Annotated in this window: 34 protein-coding genes and 2 pseudogenes; 15 read left to right on the forward strand and 21 right to left on the reverse strand. The window is 63.2% G+C overall.

The window, feature by feature from the left end; genetic code table 11:
• Positions 1-6: 6 nt before the first annotated feature.
• The gene (locus tag ACFXS9_RS10790) at positions 7-693 is read left to right on the forward strand and encodes a substrate-binding domain-containing protein (protein WP_392688493.1); all 687 of its coding nucleotides are present in this window, start codon (positions 7-9) and stop codon (positions 691-693) included.
• A gap of 3 nt (positions 694-696) precedes the next feature.
• Here ACFXS9_RS10790 and ACFXS9_RS10795 read toward each other — a convergent pair whose 3' ends face one another.
• Complete coding sequence (locus ACFXS9_RS10795) at positions 697-1,140, reverse strand: DMT family transporter (protein ID WP_065744974.1); 444 nt, start codon at positions 1,138-1,140, stop codon at positions 697-699.
• Positions 1,141-1,276: 136 nt separating this feature from the next.
• On the opposite strand from ACFXS9_RS10795, the gene ACFXS9_RS10800 reads away from it, so the two are divergent.
• Both ACFXS9_RS10800 and ACFXS9_RS10805 read left to right on the forward strand, forming a co-directional pair.
• Positions 1,277-1,426: a hypothetical protein gene (locus ACFXS9_RS10800; RefSeq protein ID WP_141686549.1), complete on the forward strand. Its 150-nt coding sequence runs from the start codon at positions 1,277-1,279 to the stop codon at positions 1,424-1,426.
• Positions 1,427-1,509: 83 nt separating this feature from the next.
• Entirely contained in the window at positions 1,510-2,214 is a 705-nt protein-coding gene (locus ACFXS9_RS10805) for a GrlR family regulatory protein (RefSeq protein WP_392688497.1), read from the forward strand.
• Here ACFXS9_RS10805 and ACFXS9_RS10810 read toward each other — a convergent pair.
• From ACFXS9_RS10810 to ACFXS9_RS10820, 3 genes are read right to left on the reverse strand one after another with little or no spacing between them, the layout of a single operon-like run.
• Entirely contained in the window at positions 2,211-2,411 is a 201-nt protein-coding gene (locus ACFXS9_RS10810) for a hypothetical protein (protein WP_392688500.1), read from the reverse strand. The two genes, ACFXS9_RS10805 and ACFXS9_RS10810, sit on opposite strands and share 4 nt — an antisense overlap.
• Entirely contained in the window at positions 2,408-3,562 is a 1,155-nt protein-coding gene (locus tag ACFXS9_RS10815) for a PepSY-associated TM helix domain-containing protein (protein WP_392688503.1), read from the reverse strand. Before ACFXS9_RS10815 ends, ACFXS9_RS10810 begins: the two co-directional genes overlap by 4 nt.
• Position 3,563: 1 nt before the next feature.
• Positions 3,564-5,813: a TonB-dependent siderophore receptor gene (locus ACFXS9_RS10820; protein WP_392699729.1), complete on the reverse strand. Its 2,250-nt coding sequence runs from the start codon at positions 5,811-5,813 to the stop codon at positions 3,564-3,566.
• A 374-nt stretch (positions 5,814-6,187) separates the two neighbouring features.
• Here ACFXS9_RS10820 and ACFXS9_RS10825 point away from each other — a divergent pair, with 374 nt between their 5' ends.
• The 3 genes and pseudogenes from ACFXS9_RS10825 (at position 6,188) to ACFXS9_RS10835 (ending at position 7,734) form a co-directional block, all read left to right on the forward strand.
• A complete protein-coding gene (locus ACFXS9_RS10825; RefSeq protein WP_392688506.1) occupies positions 6,188-6,358 on the forward strand; it encodes a hypothetical protein in 171 nt (56 codons plus the stop codon).
• Between the two features lie 116 nt (positions 6,359-6,474).
• Positions 6,475-7,360: pseudogene (locus tag ACFXS9_RS10830) on the forward strand (S1C family serine protease).
• Positions 7,357-7,734, forward strand: coding sequence for a response regulator transcription factor (locus tag ACFXS9_RS10835; protein ID WP_392688509.1), 378 nt, complete (start codon positions 7,357-7,359; stop codon positions 7,732-7,734). Before ACFXS9_RS10830 ends, ACFXS9_RS10835 begins: the two are co-directional and overlap by 4 nt.
• A 29-nt stretch (positions 7,735-7,763) precedes the next feature.
• Here ACFXS9_RS10835 and ACFXS9_RS10840 read toward each other — a convergent pair whose 3' ends face one another.
• The 5 genes from ACFXS9_RS10840 to ACFXS9_RS10860 all read right to left on the reverse strand — a co-directional run bounded on the left by ACFXS9_RS10840 (position 7,764) and on the right by ACFXS9_RS10860 (position 9,461).
• A complete protein-coding gene (locus ACFXS9_RS10840) occupies positions 7,764-7,988 on the reverse strand; it encodes a hypothetical protein (RefSeq protein ID WP_065744967.1) in 225 nt (74 codons plus the stop codon).
• Positions 7,989-7,997: 9 nt separating this feature from the next.
• Entirely contained in the window at positions 7,998-8,495 is a 498-nt protein-coding gene (locus ACFXS9_RS10845) for a hypothetical protein (RefSeq protein ID WP_392688512.1), read from the reverse strand.
• Complete coding sequence (locus tag ACFXS9_RS10850; protein WP_392688515.1) at positions 8,492-8,716, reverse strand: hypothetical protein; 225 nt, start codon at positions 8,714-8,716, stop codon at positions 8,492-8,494. The genes ACFXS9_RS10845 and ACFXS9_RS10850 overlap by 4 nt, the downstream gene beginning before the upstream one ends.
• Positions 8,717-8,731: 15 nt before the next feature.
• The gene (locus tag ACFXS9_RS10855) at positions 8,732-8,914 is read right to left on the reverse strand and encodes a hypothetical protein (protein ID WP_392688518.1); all 183 of its coding nucleotides are present in this window, start codon (positions 8,912-8,914) and stop codon (positions 8,732-8,734) included.
• 97 nt (positions 8,915-9,011) lie between these two features.
• The gene (locus ACFXS9_RS10860; protein WP_213286211.1) at positions 9,012-9,461 is read right to left on the reverse strand and encodes a DUF2267 domain-containing protein; all 450 of its coding nucleotides are present in this window, start codon (positions 9,459-9,461) and stop codon (positions 9,012-9,014) included.
• Positions 9,462-9,723: 262 nt separating this feature from the next.
• Here ACFXS9_RS10860 and ACFXS9_RS10865 point away from each other — a divergent pair, with 262 nt between their 5' ends.
• The gene (locus ACFXS9_RS10865; RefSeq protein WP_392688521.1) at positions 9,724-11,346 is read left to right on the forward strand and encodes an ABC-F family ATP-binding cassette domain-containing protein; all 1,623 of its coding nucleotides are present in this window, start codon (positions 9,724-9,726) and stop codon (positions 11,344-11,346) included.
• 28 nt (positions 11,347-11,374) lie between these two features.
• Here the strand turns inward: ACFXS9_RS10865 and ACFXS9_RS10870 are convergent, their stop codons facing one another.
• Together ACFXS9_RS10870 and ACFXS9_RS10875 are read right to left on the reverse strand one after the other, a co-directional pair.
• Positions 11,375-12,349: a glycerophosphodiester phosphodiesterase family protein gene (locus ACFXS9_RS10870; RefSeq protein WP_392688524.1), complete on the reverse strand. Its 975-nt coding sequence runs from the start codon at positions 12,347-12,349 to the stop codon at positions 11,375-11,377.
• A 154-nt stretch (positions 12,350-12,503) separates the two neighbouring features.
• The gene (locus ACFXS9_RS10875; protein ID WP_392688527.1) at positions 12,504-14,585 is read right to left on the reverse strand and encodes a methyl-accepting chemotaxis protein; all 2,082 of its coding nucleotides are present in this window, start codon (positions 14,583-14,585) and stop codon (positions 12,504-12,506) included.
• Between the two features lie 162 nt (positions 14,586-14,747).
• On the opposite strand from ACFXS9_RS10875, the pseudogene ACFXS9_RS10880 reads away from it, so the two are divergent.
• Positions 14,748-15,504 (forward strand): annotated as a pseudogene (locus tag ACFXS9_RS10880) (SDR family oxidoreductase).
• A 731-nt stretch (positions 15,505-16,235) separates the two neighbouring features.
• Here the strand turns inward: ACFXS9_RS10880 and ACFXS9_RS10885 are convergent.
• Entirely contained in the window at positions 16,236-16,469 is a 234-nt protein-coding gene (locus ACFXS9_RS10885; RefSeq protein ID WP_392688530.1) for a hypothetical protein, read from the reverse strand.
• Positions 16,470-16,704: 235 nt separating this feature from the next.
• On the opposite strand from ACFXS9_RS10885, the gene ACFXS9_RS10890 reads away from it, so the two are divergent.
• On the forward strand, positions 16,705-16,944 hold the full coding sequence (locus ACFXS9_RS10890) for a hypothetical protein (protein ID WP_392688533.1): 240 nt from the start codon (positions 16,705-16,707) through the stop codon (positions 16,942-16,944).
• Positions 16,945-16,963: 19 nt separating this feature from the next.
• On the opposite strand, the gene ACFXS9_RS10895 is transcribed toward ACFXS9_RS10890, so the two are convergent.
• A complete protein-coding gene (locus tag ACFXS9_RS10895; RefSeq protein ID WP_392688535.1) occupies positions 16,964-17,398 on the reverse strand; it encodes a hypothetical protein in 435 nt (144 codons plus the stop codon).
• A 153-nt stretch (positions 17,399-17,551) separates the two neighbouring features.
• Between ACFXS9_RS10895 and ACFXS9_RS10900 the strand changes: the two genes are divergently transcribed.
• Positions 17,552-18,340 carry an SDR family NAD(P)-dependent oxidoreductase gene (locus ACFXS9_RS10900; protein WP_392688538.1) on the forward strand — a complete coding sequence of 263 codons (789 nt, stop codon included), beginning with the start codon at positions 17,552-17,554 and terminating at the stop codon, positions 18,338-18,340.
• A 37-nt stretch (positions 18,341-18,377) separates the two neighbouring features.
• Here the strand turns inward: ACFXS9_RS10900 and ACFXS9_RS10905 are convergent, their stop codons facing one another.
• Both ACFXS9_RS10905 and ACFXS9_RS10910 read right to left on the reverse strand, forming a co-directional pair.
• Positions 18,378-18,536: a hypothetical protein gene (locus tag ACFXS9_RS10905; protein WP_392688541.1), complete on the reverse strand. Its 159-nt coding sequence runs from the start codon at positions 18,534-18,536 to the stop codon at positions 18,378-18,380.
• A 9-nt stretch (positions 18,537-18,545) separates the two neighbouring features.
• Positions 18,546-18,779 carry a DUF6894 family protein gene (locus ACFXS9_RS10910; RefSeq protein ID WP_392688543.1) on the reverse strand — a complete coding sequence of 78 codons (234 nt, stop codon included), beginning with the start codon at positions 18,777-18,779 and terminating at the stop codon, positions 18,546-18,548.
• A 250-nt stretch (positions 18,780-19,029) separates the two neighbouring features.
• Here ACFXS9_RS10910 and ACFXS9_RS10915 point away from each other — a divergent pair, with 250 nt between their 5' ends.
• Positions 19,030-19,215, forward strand: coding sequence for a hypothetical protein (locus ACFXS9_RS10915; protein WP_028346367.1), 186 nt, complete (start codon positions 19,030-19,032; stop codon positions 19,213-19,215).
• 57 nt (positions 19,216-19,272) lie between these two features.
• On the opposite strand, the gene ACFXS9_RS10920 is transcribed toward ACFXS9_RS10915, so the two are convergent.
• The 3 genes from ACFXS9_RS10920 to ACFXS9_RS10930 all read right to left on the reverse strand — a co-directional run bounded on the left by ACFXS9_RS10920 (position 19,273) and on the right by ACFXS9_RS10930 (position 21,068).
• Positions 19,273-20,337: a hypothetical protein gene (locus ACFXS9_RS10920; RefSeq protein ID WP_392688547.1), complete on the reverse strand. Its 1,065-nt coding sequence runs from the start codon at positions 20,335-20,337 to the stop codon at positions 19,273-19,275.
• A 332-nt stretch (positions 20,338-20,669) separates the two neighbouring features.
• Positions 20,670-20,825, reverse strand: coding sequence for a hypothetical protein (locus ACFXS9_RS10925; RefSeq protein ID WP_392688550.1), 156 nt, complete (start codon positions 20,823-20,825; stop codon positions 20,670-20,672).
• A gap of 9 nt (positions 20,826-20,834) precedes the next feature.
• Positions 20,835-21,068 carry a DUF6894 family protein gene (locus ACFXS9_RS10930; protein WP_334375707.1) on the reverse strand — a complete coding sequence of 78 codons (234 nt, stop codon included), beginning with the start codon at positions 21,066-21,068 and terminating at the stop codon, positions 20,835-20,837.
• A gap of 345 nt (positions 21,069-21,413) precedes the next feature.
• Here ACFXS9_RS10930 and ACFXS9_RS10935 point away from each other — a divergent pair, with 345 nt between their 5' ends.
• Positions 21,414-21,758 (forward strand): hypothetical protein, encoded by a 345-nt coding sequence (locus ACFXS9_RS10935; protein WP_392688554.1) that lies wholly within the window; start codon positions 21,414-21,416, stop codon positions 21,756-21,758.
• A 245-nt stretch (positions 21,759-22,003) separates the two neighbouring features.
• A complete protein-coding gene (locus ACFXS9_RS10940; protein WP_057845185.1) occupies positions 22,004-22,594 on the forward strand; it encodes an NADPH-dependent FMN reductase in 591 nt (196 codons plus the stop codon).
• A gap of 391 nt (positions 22,595-22,985) precedes the next feature.
• On the opposite strand, the gene ACFXS9_RS10945 is transcribed toward ACFXS9_RS10940, so the two are convergent.
• Positions 22,986-23,111 carry a hypothetical protein gene (locus ACFXS9_RS10945; RefSeq protein ID WP_392688557.1) on the reverse strand — a complete coding sequence of 42 codons (126 nt, stop codon included), beginning with the start codon at positions 23,109-23,111 and terminating at the stop codon, positions 22,986-22,988.
• Positions 23,112-23,214: 103 nt separating this feature from the next.
• On the opposite strand from ACFXS9_RS10945, the gene ACFXS9_RS10950 reads away from it, so the two are divergent.
• A complete protein-coding gene (locus ACFXS9_RS10950; RefSeq protein WP_028346363.1) occupies positions 23,215-23,394 on the forward strand; it encodes a hypothetical protein in 180 nt (59 codons plus the stop codon).
• A gap of 116 nt (positions 23,395-23,510) precedes the next feature.
• On the opposite strand, the gene ACFXS9_RS10955 is transcribed toward ACFXS9_RS10950, so the two are convergent.
• The gene (locus ACFXS9_RS10955; RefSeq protein ID WP_392688560.1) at positions 23,511-23,735 is read right to left on the reverse strand and encodes a hypothetical protein; all 225 of its coding nucleotides are present in this window, start codon (positions 23,733-23,735) and stop codon (positions 23,511-23,513) included.
• A 124-nt stretch (positions 23,736-23,859) separates the two neighbouring features.
• Between ACFXS9_RS10955 and ACFXS9_RS10960 the strand changes: the two genes are divergently transcribed.
• On the forward strand, positions 23,860-24,039 hold the full coding sequence (locus ACFXS9_RS10960; RefSeq protein WP_392688563.1) for a hypothetical protein: 180 nt from the start codon (positions 23,860-23,862) through the stop codon (positions 24,037-24,039).
• A gap of 35 nt (positions 24,040-24,074) precedes the next feature.
• On the opposite strand, the gene ACFXS9_RS10965 is transcribed toward ACFXS9_RS10960, so the two are convergent.
• Positions 24,075-24,986 (reverse strand): ketopantoate reductase family protein, encoded by a 912-nt coding sequence (locus ACFXS9_RS10965; RefSeq protein ID WP_392688565.1) that lies wholly within the window; start codon positions 24,984-24,986, stop codon positions 24,075-24,077.
• Positions 24,987-25,140 lie beyond the last annotated feature (154 nt).

Consider the following 25,140-nt stretch of genomic DNA (forward strand, 5'->3'; position numbering starts at 1 on the left):
CGGCCGATGGCTGATACCGTGCGCATGCTCTCGACGCTGGCGTTGAAGGGCGCCGTGCAAAGCCTGGGCGGCCAGTATCAGGCGGCCGGCGGCGCACGCATCGACGCCGATTTCGCGCCCACGCTGGCGCTGTTGGACCGGCTGCGCGTGGGCGAGGCCGCGGACGCCGTCATCCTGACCCGCGAGGGGCTGGACGAAGTCGCGCGCGAGGGGCGAGTAGTCCCGCAGACTTGCGTGGACCTGGCTCGCTCCTTTGTCGGCATCGCCGTGAGGGCCGGGACGGCCCATCCCGATATCGCGACCGAGGCGTCGCTGCGCGTGGCGCTACTGGGCGCGCGCTCGGTGGCCTATTCGCGGCTCGGCGCCAGCGGCATTCTGTTCGCAAAACTGATCGAGCAACTCGGCATTGCCGCCGAGGTCAATGCAAGGGCGCAGATCATCCCGCAGGGTTTTACCGCTGAGAAGCTGGTGACCGGCGAGGCCGATCTCGCCGTCCAGCAGATCAGCGAGTTGAAGCAGGTCGGCGGCATCGAGGTGGTTGGAGCCATTCCACGCGACTTGCAAACGCCCGCGGTGTTTTCCGCCGGACGTATGGTAGCAAGCGACAAGCCGGATGAAGCGGACCGGCTGCTGCGATTTCTTGCGTCGCCAGCGGTCGCGCCGGCGTTGCGCGAGAGCGGGCTCGAGCCCTGAACTTCAATCCCGGATCAAGACGACACCGGCGATCAACAGCACTGCGCCTGCGAGCCGCGCGGCGCTCACGGGATGCGGCGTCAGCCCGAACGCGCCAAAATGGTCGAGCGTCACCGCAGCGAGCACCTGGCCGGCAATGACCAGCGCAAACAGCGTCGCTGCGCCGAGCGAGGGCAACAACAGGATCGCCAGCAGGATGAAGGCAGCGCCGAACACACCGCCGGACCACGCATACCACGGCACATCGACCATTGTTTTCCAGGACGGCACGCGCTCGCCGAGCGCGATCACCGCGACGATCATGGTGATGAGGCCGCCCGCATAGCTGATCAACCCCGCCCAGGCCGGCGAGCCTAGCGCCGTGCGCAGACTGCCATTGAGCACCTGCTGGGTCGCGACGCTGACGCCAGCCCCGAGCGCAAGGAGATAGAGGAAGAAATGTTGCACGTGATCCCCCGTTCATTCCACGCCGGCCGAACGATCCCGGCACTGGAAGGTCAGACAACGGGAATAGCCGGAGCGGAACAAGGGGACCCGTGGCGTCATTATTGCGGACGGGGCTCGCAACAAAGCGGTGCTGGCCATGATCCGAAAACTGCAATCGGGCGAATACCGGCTCTATTCCCGCAAAATCAATCCGAAAACCGGCAAGCGCCGTAACCTCGGAACCTTCAAATCGCGTGCGGCGGCGGAAAAGCACGAACGCGCCGTGCAGTATTTCAAACGGCATTGAAACTGCGATAAAACGCGCGCTGGTTCCATCGCGGCGGCGGTGCTAAGCCCGCCCGGACGATTCCGATAGTGCAGGACATTTCGTTGCTGAACGGGCTCTACAAGGTCGAGTACGGCGTGAACGACGCGTTCGGCCGCAGCATCATGTGCATGCACAATGGCAAGCTGTTGGGCGGCAATTCCGCCTTTGCCCATCTCGGCACCTACCAGGAGACGGCTGGGGAAATTATCGGCGAGGTTATCACCCAGCGCCATAATGACGACCCCCACTACAAGCCGCTGATGGACACCGACGTCGCCGCCATCAGCGTGCGCGGCAGGCTGCAGGGCAACAGGATTCGTTTTGAAGGCAGCGCCGCGCTGCGGCCTGGCGCCTTGTTCTGGGCTGAGTTGACGCGGCTCGACGACGAAGCGCTGCCGCCGGTCGGCACTGTCGGGCCGGGCGGCATTGTCAACGGGCTCTATTCCCTCCAGCTCCGCGCGCTCGACGGTATCGAGGCCGGTCTGTCCGGCGTCATGCTGCTGCTGGACGGCCGCATTCTCGGCGGCGACGCTTTTTTCTATTACCTCGGGTCCTACGCTTCGGCCGACGGCCGCTGGAAGGGTGAGATCCTGAACCAGGAGCATACGCCGGCGAAGGGCGAAAACCCTGTGTTCGGCGGCCATGAGGTGGGCATCGGCTTTACCGGCACCTGCGACGAAGCCGGCGCTGAACTCGAAGCCATTGCGCTGGCGGGCAAGCGCAGCCTGCGCCTGGCTGCCACGCTGAAACTGATGCGGCCGGTCTAACGTCGTTTGCGCCGCGCGAAAAACCAGCCGGTGAGGGCCACGGGCGCGCCAACCGCGATCCACGAAAAATAACGGCCGGCTCCTTCCGAAAGCAGCGCCGTCAACAACCCAGCGATCGACAGCACCCCGATCAGCAGTGGACCGCCATACACGGTCCACCAGCCGCCACTGGAGCGCAACTTGCGTGCGTCGGTCATCGCGACGGCTGCAACGCAGGCTGTCCCACGATCGCGTGGCTGCGGTGCTTGCGGCGTTTGACCACCCACAGATAGAGCCCGCTGACGATGACGACGATCGTCATGATGTCGAGCAGGGCCCAGATGATCTTCAGCGGCATGCCGCCATAATCACCGAAGTGCAGCGGTTGCGACACGAGCAGCGCCTTGAGATAGACCGGAAGATCGCGCGCGTCGGAAACTTCGCCGGTTTCGCCATCCAGCAGCACCGGCTTCAGCAGCCGCGACGTCAGCGGCGTGTCGCCGCGCATGAACACCGCGAAATGATGCGAGCTCGTGAACGGGGTGCCGGGGAAGGCAACGAAGGAGACGTTCATGTCCGGCGCGGCCTTACGCGCATTCTCAAGCGCTACATCAAGCGAGGCGAGATGGACTGGCGGCGGCTTGCCGGCGTAGGATTTGACCATATCAGTGAGCTCGTTGGCCTTCCACTGGCTCAGCATCACTTCCGCAAGCGTATTGATGACACCGGTGGCGCCGACCACCAGCGCCCATGCGATGGTTACAGCGCCCAGAAGGTTGTGCCAGTCGAACCAGGCAATGCGGCGCGACTTGTCCCTGAGGGTGCCGAAGCTCAGGCGCCGCGTGAACGGCCAGTACAGCACCACGCCTGAGACGATGGCGACCAGGAACAGGAATCCCATGGCGCCGAGGAACAGTTTGCCGGGCTGGCCCGCAAACATATCGACGTGGAGTTTGAGGAAGATCAGCATCGGGCCGCCACCGACCGAGCCGAGCGGCTTGGCGGTATGTGCATCATACGCCCTGAGCGTCGCCGCGTCCGGATTGCCGTCGACCTTGTTGTTGGTGAAGGCGATCACGCTGTTCGGTTCGTCCTTGTCCCACAAGATATATTGCAGGACGCGACCGGGATCGTTCGCAAGCGCCGTGCGGGCGATCTCGTCAATGCTCCGTTTCATCGCGCCCGGCTGTGCGATCTCGGGCTTTGGATCGTAGCCGAGCAGCTCATCGATCTCATGATGGAAGATGAGCGGCAGGCCGGTGATGCACAATAGCAGCAGGAACAGCGTCGATATCAGGCTGCTCCAGGTGTGGACCACCGACCAGATGCGAACCGTTCTGGCTTTCAGGGCTGCCTCCCTGCCGTTCACGCTACCATTTGTACGACAGGCTCGCCGTCGCCCGGCGCCGATCGCCGTAGAAGCAGGCGTTCTCCGACGAACAGTTCGCCACATAGATCGTGTCGGCGACGTTGATAACGTTGAGCGCCGCACGCCAGTTCTGCCATTCGTAGTGAACCGTGACGTCGCCAAGCACGACGGAGGGGACCGGCTTCGTATTGATGTTGTCGGCAAAGGAGCCGCCGATATAGCGTACGCCGCCGCCGAGGCCGAAACCGGTCATCGGTCCCTCCTGAAAGGTATAGTCGACCCAGCCGGAGGTCAGTGTCTGCGGCGTGTTTGTGGGGGCCTTTCCGATCAGCGCCGGATTCAGGTCCTTGCTGACGAAAAGATCGTAGGTCGTGAACGCGCCGACCAATTTGAGCCCGGGGAGGGGGTTTGCCACGGCCTCGAGTTCGAAGCCGCGCGACGTGACTTCGCCGTTCTGGGTCGGCAGGAACACGTTGTTCGGATCGGTCGTCAGCGCGTTCTGACGCTTCAAGTCGAACCACGCGAAACCGAAGTGACCATTGAAGCCGTTCGGCTGGAATTTGAATCCGACCTCGGTTTGCTGGCCGGTCTCCGGCAACAGCAACTGGCCGGCATTTTGGCCAATGACCGGATTGTAGCTGGTCGCGTAGGAGACGTAGGGCGCAAGGCCGAAATCGAAATTGTAGATCAGTCCGGCGCGTCCGCTGAACTTGCTGTCTTCGCGGCTCTGCCCTGCGCCGATATGGTTGTCATTGGTGGTCGCAACCCAGTCGTTGCGGCCGCTTAGCACGAGCGTGAAGCGGTCGAGCTTGATCTGATCCTGTACATAGAAGCCAAGCTGCTTCTGGGTCAGTGTCGTATCGGCGATTATATCGCCGCTGAAGGGGGCGTTATACCCGTAGACCGGATTCAGCAGATTGAGTGGAGGAGCGCCGCCAAAACCCTGCCAATCGTCGATGCGGTAATGCTTGAGATCAAGACCGAACAGCGCGGTGTGCCGGAGAATGCCGGTGTTGAAGCGGTATTCGAGCTGGCTGTCGAGGTTGGCCTGATTGGCGATGCCGTGAGTTAGGAAGTAGCCACGTGAGAGGGTCGCGGTGGAAGCATCCCCGTTGTTGATATATCCGAGACCAAACAGGGTCGACAGCGTAACGTCGACATGGGCAAACCGGGCGTTTTGCCGGAAGGTCACGTCGTCGGAAAGGTTGCGCTCGAACTGGTAACCGAGCATTTCCTGCTCACGCTTGAAGGTATCGACACTCGGATCGCTGGCGAACAAACTTGTCGGAATCCGGCCGAAGGGCGCGGCAGTGACGGTGCCGACATAGGGCAGGAAGTTGAGGCTGCGGGTCTCGTTTTTCGAGGCGGAGGCCAGCAACGTGAAAGTGGTGTCGGCGTCAGGCTTCCATGTCAGCGACGGCGCGATGAAGTAGTTATTGTTGGGCGTGAAATCGACCTGGGTGCCGCCGTTCTGGATCTGGCCGACCACACGGTAGAACAGCTTGCCGTTTTCGGGCGCGGTTGCGACCGGGCCGCCAAAATCAAACCCCAGATAGGCATTTCCGAAATTATTGACGCCGGTCTCAAGGTAGCGGATCGGCTCCACCGGGGGCGTCTTGCTGACCGCGTTGACGATGCCGCTGGGGCTGGAGCCGCCATACAGCACGGCAGAGGGGCCACGCAGCACCTCGACGCGGGCGAGGTTGAATGGCTGCAGCTTCCAGCTCGCGTAGGACGTATAGAAGAGCTGTAGTCCGTCGAGGAACAGGCCGACGTCCTCCGACTTGAAGCCACGAATCAGAAACCAGTCGTTGCGGTTATCAGCGCCGAATGTCCCGGCGAGGACGCCCGGGGTGTAGCGCAGGATCTCGTCGAACTTGCCGGGCTTCTGGTCGCGGATCTGTTCGCTGCCGATTACGGAAAGCGACTGCGGCGTCTCCATGATCGGCGTGTTGGTCTTGGTGCCCGCCATCGAGCGGCCGGCGACATAACCTTGGACTGCGCCGCGCGGGTTTTCGACAAAGCCGACGCCGCGTTGCGGCTGTGGTCTGTTGGTTTGCGCTGTCTGCGTTGCGCGCCGTGTCTGGCGCCGTTCCGGCGCTGCGGCGCGACGGCGAGCCTCTGGCGAGGCGACGACGACGGGAGGTAACGACTGCGCCCCGGATTGCGACGAAGAGCTTGACTGCGCGAACGTCGACTGCGGCCACAACGCCAATACGGACACGGTCGCCAACGCGGCGATCCGGAACAAATCACGAGACTTCAAGGTTCACCCCAACCTGCGAGCACTCACGCCGCGCCTTCGGAAGTCGGCCAACGCAACGCGGTGACGCATACGCGAGGTATTACGATTCCTCTAATGGAATGGTTCTTAGAGAGGCTCTTAGAAAGTTTCTAGCAAGCGCCGGGTGATTGATTGATCTGGCATCGACACTTGAGAGCTGTGACGCGACGCTGCAATGCTGGTTCCACGGTGTGCGCCAGATCGGGAATAGGAACAGGCGTTCTGCTGGGGCGTTAACAGCGTGAGCTGATGTTCGAAGGAGAACTTCCGGCAGCCAATGTTCAAGAGTGTCCGTCGGCTACCTAACGGCGAGGCTTATGCTTGGAGAGACCCGTTCAGCCATGACCCGAATTCGCGAGCCCAATGGCGTCGAACCCGAGAAGTCGGAAGACGATATTCAGCGAGAGCAGCTCGGACCGCGCGGCGTGCCTGGCGCCCCCGATCCTGCGAGAATGACGCCTCAACGGGAGAAGAAGACGCCAAAGCACATCGATCCCGGACACACGGCATAGTGCGAAGCGGGAAGGCTCGCGTCGAGGCAAAAAACTCCCGCGGCCTGCCCATCAGGCTAGTTCCCGAGCGCAGTCAGAACTCCCAGATTGGATTCAACCGATCCAGGAGTTCTGTCATGCCCGACCCGATCGCAGCTATCCTTCCGTCGTTATCCTCCGCCCTTGCCGATGTCGTCGCCCGGACAAAGTCCGCGATCGTCTCGGTGCATTCGCACCGCTCGCGGGCCTCGGGCTTCATCTGGAAACCCGGCCTGATCGTGACGGCTGATGAAGCGCTGGCCGATGAAGGCGAAGTCTCAGTCAAATTTGCCGACGGAACGACGCAGTCGGCCAAGATCGCAGGACGCGATCACACCACCGATATCGCGCTGCTCCGGCTCGATACCAAGAGTGATGCCGGCAACACTGCCTCCGTCGCGTTCTCGCCTGTTGTTCCGGATCTGGGCTCGCTGACCGTCCTGGTCGCCGCCGAGCATGGCGTTCCCACGGCGGCGCTCGGCGTCGTCTCGCTGATCGGGGGCCGCTGGCGCAGCCTACGTGGCGGTGAGATCGATGCCAGGATCGAGCTCGACGTGCGGCTGCGCAGCAATCACCAGGGGGACTTGCCGTCAATGCCTCCTGCGAAGCGATCGGCATGGCCGTCCAAGGGTGCGACGCATTCTCGTGATTCCCGGCGCGACGATCGACCGGATCGCGGGAAGGCTTGAAACCCATGGCCGGATTGCGCGGGGCTATCTCGGGGTTGGACTGCAGCCGGTCAAGCTCGACGATGGCGTCGGAGCGATGGTGATGAGTGTTGACAAGTCCGGTCCCTCGGCCGCCGCCGGTGTCCTGCAAGGCGACGTGATCGTCGGCTGGAACAACGAGAAGCTGACCGGCATGCGCTCGCTGATACGATCGCTTGGGCCCGACAGTATCGGCTCCGTCGTCGACATCACAATTCGCCGCGCCGGCCAACCGCTGCAAGTCAAGCTCACGATCGGTGAAAGGCCAGAACCGTGAGCAAGGAGGCCTCGCAGGTCATTGTGGTGGCTATCGAGATCGCCGATCCGGTGCTGGCGGACCGGCTCGCATCTCTGCTCGGCGTCGTTTCCGGGCTTCGTCTGGCGGCGCCCGGAGAGGCAGCAACGGTCGCGCTCATATCACACGATGCGCCGACGGCCGTCGACGTGTCCGATATCGATCTCACGCCACGCGAGCGCGACGTGCTTGTCCTGATGGCCGAAGGCGCATCCAACAAAGCCATTGCGCGCCAACTCGGAATATCCGTGCATACCGCCAAATTCCACGTAGCTTCGCTGCTTGACAAACTTGATGCCACCGGCCGCACCGATGCCGTGGCACATGCCGCGCGACTTGGCGTGATCAACCTGTGATCTCCACGCGCGGCCGGCAATCTCTCGCCTTATCCGCGGCCCTTGTTTGCGGCGTGGTCTTTCAACTGCTCGGTTTGGGACCATTTGCTGTCCTGGCCACGATCGCGCGAATGCTCGGTCTTGTCGCGGTTGGAAAGCACCGCGTTGTCGCCGATCAGATCGTTCTGCACGTCGGTCATGGCGCCGGTCCCGGCGCCTTTGCCCTTCGCGCCAGGGCCCAGATGCTTGCCGTCTCCGTGTGCTCCACGTGTCATGATACTTCCCTATGGCTTTTGAGGCTTGTGGCCGGACTGGCCCGGACGATTGTGCTTGTTGTGCTGGCTTTCCTGGTTGAGTCCGCCGCGGCTTACCGGAAATTCCGATTGACGTGCTTCGCGCTTCGCGGTTTTGGCACCGCCAGCGTGCTGGGTCTGCGCGATCTCCTCCATCTGTCTCGCGTCGGGTACATCAGGCTTCCGTTCAAGAATGCGCATTTGCTGCTCGTGCGTCTTCTTCCCCTGCAGCGGCATTCTCCGCGGACCGCTATCCCGATCGTTTTGCGGCGGTCCGCGGCGGCGGTCGCGGACTTCCGCCTTGTCGATACCACCCTGCGGGTTGGTATCATTCTCGATGTCGCCCTCGAAGGTATTGGCGCCCTCGAATTCCTCGAGTTCGTCGGACGTGACCTGCGCCATCGTCGTTCCCTTCGAGCCCCCGATCAGCGGATTGCGAACAAGATCGACGTTAGTCGGTCTGTTCAGTTTCACATGCTTGGTGCTCATGACGCGTCCTTCGATGCGGGATGGGTGCCACCGCCCTTTCGTTCCGGATCGTGAGTGTGGTGGGTGTCATGTTCGCCGCCACCGCCGGACACGTTGCTGTGCCGGCGCTGCGGATCGTCGGCGGGCGGCTTGCGGGCGTGAAGCGGCGCCTTGGCGTTCTCATGGGAAGCACCCGGGCCGCCCTGGCGAATGCTCGCGGGCGTCTTGGTTGAAGTCGACATGGTGCTCGCTCCTGATTAGCGGTCCTGCTGATAGCCCTGATGAGTCGTGTTCTGAGCGGTATTGCCCTGTTGCCCCTGCTCGCGGGGATTTTCAACGTGGCCGCGGCCCTTCCGAACCTCATGGGCGTTACCGGATTTGGGATCGCCGGTACCCTTGTGGCTTTGATTGTCCGGCGGCACGGGCGGAGGTCTCGTCATTGCTGGCTCCCGTTGTTGATTGCTTTTGTGCTGCAAGACAACGCCCGGCGAACATCGGGGTTCTTGTCGATCTTTGGAACCGCGATCAGATGCCGCATCAGGCCGCCGATGAAACCCGGTTGTTACGGGGCCACAACGCCTGAACGTCTTCCGGAAGCGCGTGGCGCACCTTCTCGACCTGATTGGGATCGACATGATGGTTCAGAACGCGGAACACCGCCTGCGCTGCATCTTTGGAATCGACCGGTTTCTGCGAACTGAGTTCTGCCGAGACGATGGAAAGAAATTCATCTGCCGATCGCCACGCCTTCGGCGTTTCACTCGGTCGCCATTGGTCGTAATAGGTGCCGCGCACCAGTAGTGGAAGCTGCGCGCCAAGATGTGCGGCAAGATTGACCGGAACCCGGTCGCGGATGGTTCGCAATACCGATCCCAGAATATGCCACGCCAGCTTGCGATCGCGCGGCAGGTTTGCCATCACTTCGTCCAACCACGTGTTGGTAATCTGAAGCGTTCTGTCGAATACTTCGAGACCTGTTGCGCTCATTGGAACTCTCCGTCAGTTCATTTGGAGATGATGACGAGCTAACGATGCTGGTAAAGATCGGTTCGCAGCGCTGGAAGGTTTTACCGCCAATACGCGAGCTCGTTCGGCCCCGGGTATGTCTCCTAAGATGCAGTTGCATCGATAATCCAGAACGCCTTCAGGTAGCGTGGCTTGTTGCGGCGGGAATATCTCGGAACCGCTTCCACAAGCACGCTAGATGTCCTAAGCAGCGGCCACAGTGATTTCCTCCCTTCAGGGCCCAATGATCCGTCTCGATAACGTCAGCAAGCAAGTCGGCCACCAGATCCTCTTCATCGAAGCCTCCGCAGCCCTTCAGAAGGGCGAGAAGATCGGCCTCGTCGGCCCGAACGGTGCGGGCAAGACCACGCTTTTCCGGATGATCTCGGGCCAGGAGCTACCCGACGAGGGCCAGGTCTCGCTCGATCGGGGGATCACTATCGGTTATTTCAGCCAGGACGTCGGCGAGATGTCGGGCCGCAGCGCCGTAGCCGAGGTGATGGACGGCGCCGGGCCTGTCAGCGTGGTGGCAAACGAGCTCAGGGAGCTCGAGGCCGCGATGGCCGACCCGGATCGCGCCGACGAGATGGAAGATATCATCGCGCGCTACGGCGAGGTGCAGCACCGCTTCGAAGAGCTCGACGGCTATGCGCTTGACGGCCGGGCCCGCGAGGCGTTGTCGGGCTTGGGCTTCAGCCAGGAGATGATGGAGGGCGACGTCGGGGCGCTTTCCGGCGGCTGGAAGATGCGGGTCGCGTTGGCGCGCATCCTCCTGATGCGGCCTGACGTGATGCTGCTGGACGAGCCGAGCAACCATCTCGACCTTGAGAGCCTGATCTGGCTCGAGCAGTTCCTGAAGGGATACGAGGGCGCGCTGTTGATGACCTCGCATGACCGCGAGTTCATCAACCGTATCATCAACAAGGTCGTCGAGATCGATGGCGGGACGCTCACGACATATTCCGGCAATTACGAGTTTTACGAGCAGCAGCGCGCGCTGAACGAAAAGCAGCAGCAGGCGCAATTCGAACGCCAGCAGGCGATGCTGGCGAAGGAGATCAAGTTCATCGAGCGCTTCAAGGCGCGCGCCTCTCACGCAGCCCAAGTACAGAGCCGGGTGAAAAAGCTCGACAAGATCGAGCGCGTCGAGCCGCCGAAGCGACGGCAGACGGTGGCGTTCGAATTCCTGCCGGCGCCGCGCTCGGGCGAGGATGTCGTCAGCCTGAAGAACGTCCACAAGGGCTATGGCAGCCGCACCATCTATCAGGGCCTTGATTTCATGATCCGCCGCAAGGAGCGGTGGTGCGTGATGGGCGTCAACGGCGCCGGCAAGTCGACGCTGTTGAAGCTGGTGGCGGGCTCGGCCGAACCCGACGATGGCACGGTGGCGATCGGCGGCAGCGTCAAGATGGGCTACTTTGCCCAGCACGCCATGGACCTGCTCGACGGTGAGCGCACGGTGTTCGAATGGCTGGAAGATTCCTTTCCGCAGGCGGGACAAGGTTCGCTCCGCGCGCTCGCGGGCTGCTTTGGTTTCTCCGGCGACGACGTCGAGAAGAAGTGCCGCGTGCTCTCGGGCGGCGAGAAGGCGCGGCTGGTGATGGCAAAAATGCTCTACGACCCGCCGAATTTCCTTGTGCTGGACGAGCCGACCAACCACCTGGATCTCGCGACCAAGGAAATGCTGATCAATGCGCTGTCCGAGTTCGAGGGTACCATGCTGTTCGTGTCGCACGACCGGCATTTCCTCGCGGCGCTCTCCAACCGCGTGCTGGAGCTGACGCCGGAGGGCATCCACCAATTTGGCGGCGGTTACACCGAATATGTCGCGCGCACCGGGCAGGAAGCGCCGGGCTTGCGGTCGTAGCCCGGACGGAGCCAACGGGCTGCATCCACTATTTGCCCACGAGCGGCGCGATGGCCTCGATCTCATTGGTCCAGATGCCTCCCGAATAGTTTGCTGGCAGCCGCGCGAACTGCTCCGGCGTATCGATCCCGGTCGAGAATTCGCCGCCGCGATAGGGGCCGAGCACGAAGACCTCGCTGTTGGCGGCCTTCATGCGGTTGAGGAAGCGGTCCGGCCAACCCCACATCCACGGCGCGACATTGATCGGCAACATCACCATCGCGTTGTGGCAGGCTTTCGGCACCACGCCGCTCCAGCCGTAGCCGATGTAGCCGAGCAGGCAGCCCTTGATCATGGCGCGCGAGATCGTCCGGACATCCGGAAGGCGCTGGCGCACGATCCCGACCGGCTCGTCGCCGCCATAGACCATGATCTGCGCCCGGCGTTCGGCGGGGAGCTTGTCCAGCACGGCTGCCAGTTTCTCGCCCTCGGACGGGTCGCGGCTCTTGACGTTGATTAGCAGCCGCTGTTGCGGAAAGGCCGCCAGCACCTCGGTGAGTGTCGGCATCAGGCCGATGCCCTTGCCGCGAAACGGAAAGGTCTTGCCACCATCGGCTGTATAGCCATGGCCGATATCGAGCTTCTTCAAATAGGCCATGGAGTGTTCGCGCGTGGCGCCGCGCCCGTCGGTGCGGCAATCCAGCGTCCAGTCGTGAAACACCGCGAATTCGCCGTCGGTCGTCGGGTGAACGTCCAGCTCGACGACATCGGCGCCGGCCGCAAGGCTGGCTCGCATCGATCTGATCGTGTTCTCCAGATAGTGATGGCTTGACGGCAGCATTCGCGCCGCCGTGCAGGTGTCGTTCTTCAGCTCGCGCTCGTCGAAGCGCTGGGCAATGCCGCGATGCGCGAGCAGGACGGGCTTGCCCGGCTGATGGGCGGCGAGATGATTGGTGTTGTTGAGGTAGATGGCTGCGCCAAAGACGGCGATCGCCGCCGCCGCATATTTCAGTTTCTTGTTCAAGGCTTGTCCCCACATGCGAGGCGCAGTGGCTAGACACAATTTCTGGTCGATTTGCGGCGGCGGATGGGAGAGGCGCGAAACGCATGCGTTGCATCGCGCCGGAGCCAACCGCGATTTCGTCCGCAATGTCGGCTTTGCCGATTGACGAGCGAATTTACGCCGCACGCACCTCCGAGAGGAAGCGGTTGACTTGTCCGGCGAGATCCTTGGACTGCGAAGATAATTGCTCGGCCGCGCCGAGCACCTGATTGGCGGCGGCGCCGGTATCGTCGGCGGCCTTCTGGACGCCGGTGATGTTGGAATTGACCTCCTGGGTGCCGCGCGCGGCTTCCTGCACGCTGCGGGAGATTTCCTTGGTCGCGGAGCCCTGTTCCTCGATCGCGGCGGCAATCGCGGTTCCGATCTGGTCGATCTCTGCGATCACGTTGGCGACGTTCTGGATCGCCGTCACGGTTTGATCGCTCGCCGCCTGAATGGACGCGATCTGTTCGGAGATTTCGGTGGTTGCCTTGGCAGTCTGGCCGGCCAGCGATTTGACTTCGGAAGCGACGACCGCAAAGCCACGGCCGGCATCGCCGGCGCGCGCGGCTTCGATGGTCGCGTTCAGCGCCAGCAGGTTGGTTTGCGCGGCAATGCTCTGGATCAGCGTCACGACGTCGCCGATCTTCTGCGCGCCCTCGGCGAGCGAGCGGGCGGTCTCACCGGTGCGCCGCGCATTATCGACGGCGCGGGCGGCGATTTCGGTCGATTGCGCGACCTGGCGGCCGATCTCGGAGATCGAGGAGGTCAATTCTTCGGTGGCGCTGGCCACCGTTTGCACGTTGGCCGAGGTCTGCTCGGAAGCGGCGGCGACGATCGCCGCTTGGCGGTTGGTGGCGGTCGCCGTCGACGACATCGACTGCGCGGTGTCTTCCATGACGGACGAGGCGGCCGAAAGTCCGCCGACCAATTCGGTGACCTTGGCTTCGAACACGCGGGTGAGTTCGTCGAGCACCTGGGCGCGGCGCATCTTGCCGTCGCTCTCGGCGGCCTTCTCGGCGGCAAGACGTTCCGCCTCGATCATGTTGTCCTTGAAGACGCGCACCGCCGATGCCATCGCGCCGATCTCGTCGCCGCGGCCGGCGCCGGCGATTTCACCGGATACGTCGCCGCTTGCCAGCCGCGACATGGTGGCGGTGAGGTCGACGATCGGCTTGCAGACGCGGCGGCGTACCATCACGATCAGCATGGCGCTGGCGGCGACAACCGCGATCAGGCCCGCCAGCGCGATCAGGAAGCTGAAGCGCGCGGAGGAATAGGCCTCACTGAGCACCTGCTCGGCGTTGTCGTAGAACGCGTCGCGGACCGTAATGATGGACGCAAGACCGAGTTGCGTCTCCGCGTAGTAGGTTTCCATATCATGTTCATATTTGCCGCTGATGGCGCCATCCTTGACGAGCTTCAGCTCTTTGCCGAAGCGATCGACATAGGCCGCGTTCATCTTGTCGAGCGCCGCGGCCACATTGGCCGGCGTAGAGGGGTTGCCGCGCAATTCCTGCAGCGACATCAGAATCTGATCGTTTCGCCCCTGCGAGCGGCTGATCTCCATCTTCTCGGCTTCAGTGGCTACCCGGTTGGCACCGATGAGATTCTTGTGCAGGCTGGAGTTGAGACCGCCGACGTCGCGTAGCGTCCAGGCGACATTGGCGTAGCTTGCCTGCCGGTAGGCCGTGCCGTCGAGCAGCGCGATCTTGCGCACCTGCTCGTCGAGCAGCGTCGTGACAGCCTTGTTGAAGACGGAGTTGTCGGAGACGATTTTCCTGGCAGCATCGCGGCGGGCTTCCGGCGGACCGGTGAGGGCCTTGTCGATGGCTGCGCGCAGCGCGGCGAACTGGGTATTCAGGGCATCGATGCTGCTCCCGACGGCAGCACTGTCGTCGATTGCGCCCGCCAGGGTCGCCTTGACCCGGTTCATCTTGTCGCGCGCCCCATCGGTGTTCTTGCGATATTTGTCGAGTTCGGCGAGCAGTTTCGGATCTACGGCAGGAGGTCCGAACATGATGTTGGTGGCAAAGCCGCGCTCGGGATTCATGTAGCGCGGGATGTCGCCGACCGCGCGCACCACCTCCAGCCGGCTCTGCGCGACCGAGACCTTGTCCATGGTCTGGTACTTCGAAACCGCCACATAGACGGCGAGCCCGCCGCCGACGGCGGAAAGCGAGACGATGGCAGCGGTGAGGAGGGTACCGATTTTCATGGGATCTTAGGCCATTTGCGCTGGTAACGGATGTGCGGACTGCCAGTATAGGTGGTGCAAATTAATCCAGGGTTACGGTTGCACGTGTTACACCGGGCCCGTTCCAGTTGGTCTTGGCGATGGCGCGTGGTGCCGCGGCCTTAGCGACAGAGGAGCGAGGAAATGAAGATCGTCATTATCGGCGGTACAGGTCTGATCGGTTCGAAATTGGCCCCGTTGCTTGCCTCGCGCAGTCATGAGGTGCTGCAGGCTTCCCCGAGCAGGGGAATCAACGCCGTGACCGGGGAGGGGCTGCAACCGGCGCTGGTGGGCGCCGACATTGTCGTCGACGTCTCGAATTCGCCCTCGTTCGAGGACAAGGCGGTGCTGCACTTCTTCGAGAGCGGAACACGCAACCTGATTGCGGCGGCGAAACGGGCCGGTGTGCGGCACTGCATTGCGCTGTCGATCGTCGGTACCGACCGGCTCGAGAGCAGCGGGTATTTCCGCGCCAAGCTGGCGCAGGAGCGGCTGATCGAAAATTCCGGGCTGGCCTACACGATCCTGCGCGCCACCCAGTTCTTCGAATTCGTCGGCGGCATCGCGGATTCCGGGCGCAGGGACGGCGAGGTTCACGTTTCCAGCCAGTTGATGCAGCCGTTGTTGTCCGACGAGGTCGCGGAGGCGCTGGCCGACGTGACGCTCGGCGAGCCTGCCAACGGCATATGCGAGGTCGCGGGTCCCGAAGCGGCGTCGCTTGCGGATTTCGTCGGCCGCTGGCTCCGCAAGCAAGGCGAATACCAGCAAGATCGTGGCAGGCGTGGACGTGCCGTATTTCGGTGCGCCACTCGCGTTGCGCACGTTGGTGCCGGCCGACGGCGCGCGGATCATGCCGACGCGTTTCGATGATTGGCTGGGTGGGACTGTCAAAACGGCGTGAGCTGTCCGAGGTTATCATTTCCGCGAAGGCGGCGTGTTGAGCACACACACACACCAATCGTCGTCGTTGCGAACGCAGGGACCCATAGCCACCGCTCTCGTTTGCCGATGGGATAGCGGCCCCAGCTTCGTGTCACAATCAACATTTATGGTTATGGGTCGCTGCGTTCGCAGGGACGACGTGGCATCGCGATCTCGCGACGCGTTGCGCCCGAGCTTTGCTCTTCACTTCCCGCCCTCTCGTTTAGAGGGCGCAGGGAAGACCGGGTGCTTGCTGCACCCGCGGTCTCGTGTGCCATTGCGCATAAAGAACACGCACACGAGCATACAGGTACAGCGGGAGCATCCCGGCCTTCCCTGCGCAATGGCTTTACGGCTTACTTCGTGCTCTTCCCGGAGAACGGCTCTTTTTGCCTCCGTCGCTGCGCAAATAGTTTCACGCAGCTTAGCGCCAGCACCGCGACGCCCGAACCACACGACTTCGCCGTACGCCTCCGGCGCGTACGTCTAGCGCGCCATCAGCGTCCATCGCATCTCACCGCACGTTCGTGACGATCGCGAAGCGCCCCTCATCTCGCCGTGAGACGGACGGAGTTATGCGCGTGATTTGGGTGAGAACGAAAGCGGAATATTTTTGATTCCGGGCCTTGACACCATTTCTGAAAATCAGAAGTGATTTGCCCGCGACGGATTGCACTGGGGGTGCGGCTCGTCCAGTCACCGGCTAAGCACTCAGCGCGTTTCCTCTTCCGCGTTCTTCGATGCGGATTTCGGCTGCGGCGCCTTTGAACCCGTTTCCTGACAGGGCAGTTGCGTCCATGAGCCGTCGGCCGCCTGCTGATAGGCATGGCAGGAGGCGGAAGCGGGCGCTTCACTCGTCTTTGCCGGTTGGGAATTCGTGTTGGAGTTTCTGGCGAGCGTCGGCGCTGCCAAAGTGAGGAGGGCGGCCGCCGAACCGAAGAACATCGCTTGCCCTAACCGCATGGAAATTCTCCTTTGTCGAAAACGATGTGTTCTTCCTAAAAAGGATTGTGGAATTTTTTGGGAATGCTGATGGACGTACCGGCACTTGCTTAACGTTTTGCAAACGCCTGAAGGCCGCCGACGCGCTGCAGCGCAAGGCGGATTCTATTCTCGCGGTATGGAACCAGTTTCTTCGGCCGTGCGTTGGCTTGGCATCATGCCGAGAGGCACGACCTCCATGCGTCGGGAAAAGTCACTCTTCAATGCGCTGCTCACCCATTTTCTGATGGGCGTGGCGCTTGGACTAACGCTGGTCCTGTTGCTCGGCCTCATCGATGCCTTCCATGTCAGAGACCTCGTCGCCAAGAGCGGCGCACCTGTTCAGACCACGGTGATGCTGGTGACAACCTACGGGCTAATGTTCGGCATCGGCGCAGCGCTGACCGGTTTGGTGTTGACGCTGGAAGAAGAGAGCTGAGGTCGGACGAAGCGCGCGATCAGCGGCGCAGGCGTGCGATCGTGCCGGCAGTGATCTGCATGGCGACGCCAACCACCCATCCGGCCATGACCGTCCATATCCATGCCACATGCGGATCGTGGCGGAGCACGATAACGCCGACGGAGGCGAACGCCGAGAACGCCGCGAGGAAGGTCCCGATCGCGCTGAGCAGTTCCGGCGTGTCCACTTTGCCGACCCAGACCTCGTCGGTGGGCCGGCCGTTCGATGCGGTGAAGGGCCGTGGCGGCGTATCGATTCCGAGGTAAAAGCCGATGGCGCCACCGACCATCATCAGCAGCAGGAACGCCTGATTGGTGAGTGCGGCGTGGCTCGTCCCTACCAGAGCCGCCACAAACAACCCGCCCGCCGCGCCTGCCATTGCAAGCCCGAGGCGTTCCAGGACGTGGGCGACCTTTCGAATGCGGGTTTGCATGACGGTGAGCCCACCGGTTATGGAAGGGAGCTTAGGACGGTTTCAGGCAAGGTGTAAGCAACCTAGCGCTGCAGATGGTCGTCGAATTGATCCAGCACAATATGCGGTAGGTCTGTAGAATTGGCTCGGCCTGTTTCGATGGGAGATGCGAACATGAGCCTGTTGGGTACGCCATTCGACCCCGCGCGCGAGGCCGCGCTCGTCACCGGCGCGGGCAACGGGATCGGCCGCGCAATTGCGCAGGCGCTGGTGGGCGAGGGCGTCCGCACTGTGTTTGCCGATGTGAACCGGGACACGGTCACGGCGGCAGCCAACGCGTCGCCGCGGCCGGAGCTGGCGCTGCCCTGGGTCGGCGATCTCGCCGATCCCGCGGCGCGCGAGGCTCTGCTGGTTGACGCCGCGTCTGCCGTCGGGCGCGTGACGCATTTCGTGCACAGCGCCTCGCCACCGCGGCGCGAAGCCGATCATGTGCTCGGCGTCACCACGGAGATTTGGGCGCAGATGCACGCGGTGAATCTGGACGCCGGATTCCACCTCGCGCGCGAACTGGCGCGCAAGCTGATCGCCGACAAAACGCCCGGCTCGTTCCTGCTGCTGACCTCGCTGCATGCCGGCACGCCGCGCAACCTGCCGCATTACTCGACAGCGAAGGCGGGGCTTTCGATGCTGGTGAAGGAATTGGCCAAGACGTTCGGCCGCTTCAACATTCGCGTCAACGCCTTGGTGCCGGGCGCGATTGCGGCCGGCGGCTTCGTCGCCGATCCCGCGCTCGCAAGACACATTCCGCTCGGCCGGCTCGGCCAGGCCGAAGACCTTGCGCCGCTGGCGCTGGCGGTGCTGTCGAACCGGATATCGGCCTATGTCACGGGCGCGGCGATCGCGATCGATGGCGGGCTGTCGCTGACGAACTGGTTCGAGCCGCCGGAGTTGGGGGATTTGTAGGATGGGTGGAGCGAAAGCGATACCCATCCTACAAGGCTCAGAAGGCGCCGCCTTGATGCTTCTCGTACCATTTCGGGCCGGGGCCGCGCATGTAGTGCAGCTCGGGGCGATAGCGGTTGCGGGCAAAGTCGAGCAGAACCTGGCATCGCGCGGCGACCTGGTTCAGGTATCGAAGAAGCGATTGCATGGCCAGCATGGCGACCTCTCAATGCGGCTCGCCGAGCACGGACAAAAACGGCAGGGCGAAGATTTCGACGTCGAGGTCGTCGCTCGCATGCAGCGTCCAGTCGCGCCAGTCTTCCGGGCACTGCGCCGTAATCAGCGACTGCACGACGCGGGCGGCGTGGTCACGCGCTTCGGCCAGATTTCCGACGGCAAGGCCACGCTGAACGATGCGTACGCCCTCGGAATTGGAGCAGTGGAAATAGACCAGTGCCATGTCCGACTCCCGCGATTGCGATTCACGCTGAAAAAATATCAGGCGGAAGGCCGGCTTAATATTCGGGGAGATTGCGGGCGGGATATTACGGGGGAGAGCCGCCCCAGGCGGAACCTCGCGATCCCTAGACTTGTCCTAAAATTATCTACTGCGGCAGGAGGAACGAGGTTTTCGGTTCGGTCGTTTTGACGGGGAAGCCTCGACATTCGAATCGCTGCGGCGAGGACGGATGCAACCCCGGGAGAGCAACATGATGTCGGAAATGCAGATCCACACGATTGCACGCCAGATGATGGAAAAGCACGGCCTCACCGCGATCGCGCAGGCCGCACACAATGCGCAGGCTTGCGAGAGCAGTGGCGACATCGAGGAAGCCAAGGAATGGCGTCATATCGAAGACGCCATGAAGCTGATGCGAGGCCCGCATCAGAGCTAGCGGATTTGTCTCGGATGCGGCGCGGCACAGCGCGCGGCATCCGGGACACGCAGTTACCTACCGCAGCGGCATCGGCGGGCGGACCACCGGCTCGCCGTCATCAGCCATGGTTTGCTGCGGCGGTGCCGGCGGCAGCGGCGCAGGAGCGGCGGCTGACGGCGGAGGGGGGACATAGGCGGCCTGAGCCGGTGGATAGTAAGCCGGCTTCGGCTTCCGGACAGGCGCGACAGGCGCATTCGCGGATCGGGGCGACGGCGGCGCGGCTGTTACCCTCGGGCGAAAATTCTGTTCGGGTCGGACCTCAGCAGCCCTCGCTTCCGAAGCTTTCATTTCGGTAGCCTTGGCAAATTCCCGCGCCATTTGCGCCTGGCTTGCCTTGAGCTGCGCGATAGTCGCCTTCAGGTCCTCGACCTGCTGGCCCATCGCGGCGAGATCCTGTGCCATGGATTGCAACTGGGCCGATTCCACGGAGGGAGCAGCCGCGGCAGTAGCCGTGGGTTCGGGTTGAGCCGGTGCTGCCGTTGCCGCCGGCTCCGCTGCGGCCTGATCGGTTGCGGCGGCGGGAGCGGCCGGCGCGGTCGGTTGCTCGGCCACAGCCGGCTTGGCCGCCGAAGGCAAGGCCGCCAGCACGAAGGGCGGCGCCCACTCGGCAGCCATCGCCTTGGCCTGATCGCCATAATGCTGCCAGGCGGCAGCGCCAATGGCGCCGACCAGGGCCAACAGCGCCATCACCACGCGCTTCGTCCATTTGGCCATCGGCCGCTCGCCGGCGGCGTTCAGGCCATCCAGCTTGATCTCCTCGCCCGGTCTGATGTTGTCGGCTTGGACATCGCGCATCGGGACATCGCGCATGTCGGTGGTGCGAAACGTCGGTTCGACCTGCGCCGTTGGCGCGCTGATCGAAATCGCGGGCGCGACGTGAACCTGCGACTTGGCCGCGGCTTGGACTTGCGGCTTTGCCGCGACTTGGGCTTGCGGCGTTGCCGCGACTTCAGCTTGCGGCGCGACATGAACCTGCGGCGCTACCGGATGGACATGCGGCGCTACGGGAGGGGGTGGCCGGATCGTGGGCCAGCGGCGGTGCCTTGTGGGCGTGCGCGGCCAGCACCGTTTCGATCGCAAAAACGTCGTGCGGATCAGCCTCTTTCAGAGTCGGCGTGGATTGCATTGGCGGTCCCTTGCTCAGTCCAATGTCACCCGGATCGGGGCGGCAAGCATGCTCTGCTGCGTGGAAAACCTCTGCCCTGGCCACCACACGGCCAGCGAGGTTTGACCAAAGCAAGGCGAGAGCGTGGAGAGGTTGGGGCCGCGGATCCCCTGCCGGCCTGGAACCCGGGCGCAGCGATCATACCCGCAAGGCGGCCGGCGCGGGCGCGGAGCCTGTCACCGGGCCGCCACGCTACGCGCGGACCCGTTAGCGCTTCTCACCATGAGGGGCTTGTGACGCGGTAAGGTTAGAGGGCGGCGCCTGCAGCGCCAGGCGGATGCCTGGCGTGCCACTTTGGGCCGGGGCCGCGCATGTAGTGCCGCTCGGGACGATAGGGGTCGCAGGCGCGCTCGATCAGGTGGTGCCACCGTGCCACGATCGCATCCAGGCGGCGGAGCAACATGGCAACCTCTCAGTGCGGCTTGCCGAGGACGAAGGCGAAGGGCAGAACGAAGAGCTCCTCGTCGAAATCGTCGCTGACATGCACGACCCAGTCGCGCCAGTCTTCCGCGTCCCGCCCCATGATGAGCGATCGAACGATGCAGGCGGCGCGGTCGCGCGCCTCGGCGAGGTCGCTCACCGCTTCGCCGGATCGGTCGAGCCGGACTTCCCGGGAGTTTGAGCAGTGGAAATAGACCTGGGTCATGTCGGGCCTCCTGTTGCACGCGATCTTCATTGTTGGTCGCAGGTTAGCCGGACAAGGTTCTGGCGCTCCGTGATGCGCGTCACATCGCGTGGTTAGGATTTTGTTAAGACTGTAATGGTCAAATTTTAGGCATGGAATCGCAGCGGAACCGGACCTCCCGAGCCGGCAGTTGCAAGAGAGGGCCGGCGGCGTAACGCCCGTCGGCCTTTTCTCTTTGCGACCCGCAGCAATCGTCCAGCCACCCGCAGCAAATCGTAGCCGGTACTCACGGCGCTGTGAATTCGCCTCCGGAACCAGCATCTTACGTTGCCCGTTCGCTCTTCATGTTCACATGGAGATTGAGCGATGACGAAACTGACACTGCTCGGCGCGGCCGCCATCCTTGCGATGGGGCTCGCGACGCCTGCGCTCTCGCAGGAAGCCACCCAGGAACCCGGCATGATCGGGTTCTCCCACCCGAACTCTGACTATCTGCTTGGCGGATACGGCGTGCGCACGCCGAGCCGATATGACTATAGCTACTACTACGGGCCTCGCGTCTATTACGGCCCGCGCGTGTATCATCGCCCGGCCTATGTCGGCGGACCGGTTGGCTTGGCTGCCGGCGTAGCGGTCGGAACGGCGGCCGCGATCGCGGGTGCGCCGTACGTCGATTCATATGCCTATTATGACGGGCCCGGCTATTGGTAGAGCCGGACTAGCAACTGCAAAGAAGCGGCCGCATGGCCGCTTTTTTGTTGGCTGCTTGGACCTTCGGCGGGTGGCTGCGGCATAGGACAGCGGCAGCGCGAGGAAGATGATCGTGTTCAGCACGGTCGCGCCGAGGACGAGCTCGATCGTCTTGCCAAGGCCATCAAGGCGGCTCAGGCCTTGCATGAGAATGGCGCGCATGGTTCCAGTGTCATCATCATCCAATGCCTGAGGGTTGAGGTCTCATGAGCAACCGTATTCTCGTCCTTTACGGCTCCTACCGTTCCGACCGCATGGGCATTCGTCTCGCGCAGTTCGTCGTCGAGGGGTTTCGCGCGCGCGGCGATGATGTCGAATTGATCGACGCCAAGGCGATCGGCTTGCCGATGCTGGACCGGATGTACAAGGAATATCCGAAAGGCGATGCGCCCGCGGCGCTCGAAGAACTTGCGGGAAAGATCCGCAGCGCCGACGGTTTCGTGTTGGTGACCGGCGAATATAATTGGGGCATGCAGCCGGGGCTGAAAAATCTCACCGACCATTTTCTGGAAGAATGGTTCTGGCGGCCGGTGGCGATCGCGAGCTATTCGGCCGGCCGCTTCTCCGGCGCACGCGCAGCGCTCGCCTGGCACGGCACGCTTTCGGAAATGGGCATGGTGGTGATTTCGAGTTCGGTCGCGGTCGGGCCGATCGCGCAGACGCTGAGCGAAGACGGCAAGCCGATCGGCGAGGGCGGCAAGGCGCTGGCGCACGCGTTTCCGCGCTTCGCCGATGATCTCGTGTGGTGGATGGAGGCGGCAAGGGCGCAGCGGGAGCGCAAGAAGCCGCCGTACTGAGGCATGCCTCGAATGGAGCGCAATGTTGGCGAAAACGCACCCACTTTTCGCCACGGCTGGACAGCAGATTGCGAATTGTCTGCCATCTTCCGCCTTTCTTGAGCTGCCGCAGGCAGCTCGTCCATTCTTCATGCACGGGTAGAATTGATGTCGCCAACGAAAGCGCGCTGCGGCCTGCTTGTTCTTGTGTTGATGGCCGCGCTCTCCGGCCCGGCGGCTGTCGCGCAGAATCTCGATCAGGGCAAACCGGCGTCGAAACTGTTTCCGAAGGTTGCGCGTCCTGCCATCGCAGCCCGCGTGGGCTCGCCAAGGGCCGCTTTCACCTCACGCTCTATTTGTTTTTGCAAAAGCACTATTCCACCGGCGCGAGCTCGGCCTGGGCGCTGACGTCCTATCTGGAATCCATCGATAGCGGAAAGCACGCCGCGGCGAAGCCGCCGGCAGCGTCAGCCGCGTCGCGATCGTCGATGCGTCCGCCGGCGCCGGTGCCGTCGCGATAGGCTTCGTGCGGCGCCATCGCTTGCTCACGGCAACGCTGCGAAATCTCCCCGGCGCGGCCATCTTTTCGACTTTTGCTGGCATAGCATCATGAGCATGTGTGGTGGCGGGGAGTAATGACGATGGTAGTGGCTGAACTTCAGACCAAGGTGGAGAAGTACGAGAGCCGGGCCGGCAAGTGCGAAGCAAAGGCCAAGGAGGCCACGGACAAGGCGCAGCAGGCCTTCTACGAGGGGCTCGCCGGCTATTACGCGAGCCTGGCCACGGATTTCCGCAAGATTCTCGAGAAGCGAACCGCGTAGGCGGCATGATGTGTCGGGCGGATTAGCGTCAGCGTAATCCGCCGGCCTCTTGCGCGCGTGACGAATTGGCGGATTACGCTGACGCTAATCCGCCCCACGAGATGTCACACGCGTATTCACGCCCCGCCGATCGCGCGGGTGATCGTTCCGCCGCCGCCGCAATTGGGGCAGGTAGAGCCGTTGATGCGGCCCTTGCCGTGACATTCGGGGCAGATGTCGTCGCCGGTGCCGGGCGTTCCGGGAGCTGCTTCATCGCCGGGATTGAGCATTGAGTTGGCCGCCTGCATCTGGGCGTTCGAGCGCGATTTTGTGCTCTGCGAGTTTGGCGCCTTGTTCCGCATGGTGCGTGCCTCCTTGAGAGATTTGCGACAACGCCGTTGCGGGGAGGAGGTTGCGAAGGATGCGCAACCTTCGCCGCTGCGAAAGCGTTGGCACGGCATGACGGAACATCCGACGATGCACCCCATGACGGACTTCAACCCATCGGAGCCCGCCGTCCTGCACGACCGCGCGAGCGACCAGATCATCACCTGGATCGGCGATGAGGCCGACGACTACCGCCGCTTCAGCCGCGCGCGCGACGACGGCACGGTGGCGTGGCGGGAATATGTGTTCGACGGCTGGGGGAATGTGATGGGTGGGTGAGAGCGCGCGGAGCAGTGTGCGCGGCATGCAGCCCGCTACTGCCGTTGCCGCGATATCTCCTTGCCGCGTTCGGCGAGCTTCACCATCACCTGCAGCGCCTGATTGGTCGGCGTCGCGATGCCGAGCTCGGCGCCCTTGCGCACCACGTGGCCGTTGAGGAAGTCGATCTCGCTGGGCTTGCCGCGGGCAAGATCCTGCGCGGTGGACGACATCTGGTTCGGCATCATGGCGGGGATGTTCAGGATATGCTCGAGGAGGTCGTCTGGAATCGAAACACCGCTGGCGCGGGCGACGGATATCGCTTCCTGCACCGCGCTTGTGACGACATCCCGCGTGCCTGCGACGTCCAGCATCGGCCCGTAGGAAATGCTCGCCACCGCAGACAGAGCGTTGAAGGCGCAGTTGATGATCAGCTTGCTCCATAGCGTCCGGTCGATGTCGTCGGCGATCGTGATGCCGATGCCGGCGGCCTGAAGCATTTCGGCCAGCGCTGCGCTCGCGGCCGAGGGGCCGATGGCGAGATCGCCGCCGCCGTGATGCCTGACGTGGCCGGGGCCGGCCATCTCGCTGCCGACATAGACGACGACGGGAATGACGGCGTGGCCGGTGACGGCAGAGAGACGCTGTGCATTGTCGACGCCGTTCTGCAGGCTGAGCACGGAGGTTTCCGGCCGCAGTCGTCCGGCGAGCGAGCGGCCGGCCTGTTCGGTATCGGCCGACTTCACGCAGACCAGCACCAGATCGGGCGAGGCGAGGGTAGTCGTGTCGGTCGCGGCGCGGGCGGGCAGGTACTCTTTGAAACCCTTAGTGTCCAGCAAGAGGCCATGGGCGTTGATAGCGTCGACATGCGGCTGCCGGCCGATGAACGTCACGTCATGCCCGGCTTTGAGCAGCAGTCCTCCATAATAGCATCCGACCGCTCCGGCACCGACGACTGCGACTTGCATGGTTTTCTCTCCCGTTCGGCTGAGTGGGTCGGGTAGCTGATCTGAGCCGATGCCGCAATTCTGTGGCTGACCTCCCAATTCCTGTGACCCAATCGCCACACTCGAACCGAATTGCGCTGAGGAAGCCTTCCCCGATCGGGCCGGCCACTCTTCC

It is taken from the genome of Bradyrhizobium sp. RDI18 (assembly GCF_043203335.1).
Lineage (GTDB): Bacteria > Pseudomonadota > Alphaproteobacteria > Rhizobiales > Xanthobacteraceae > Bradyrhizobium > Bradyrhizobium retamae.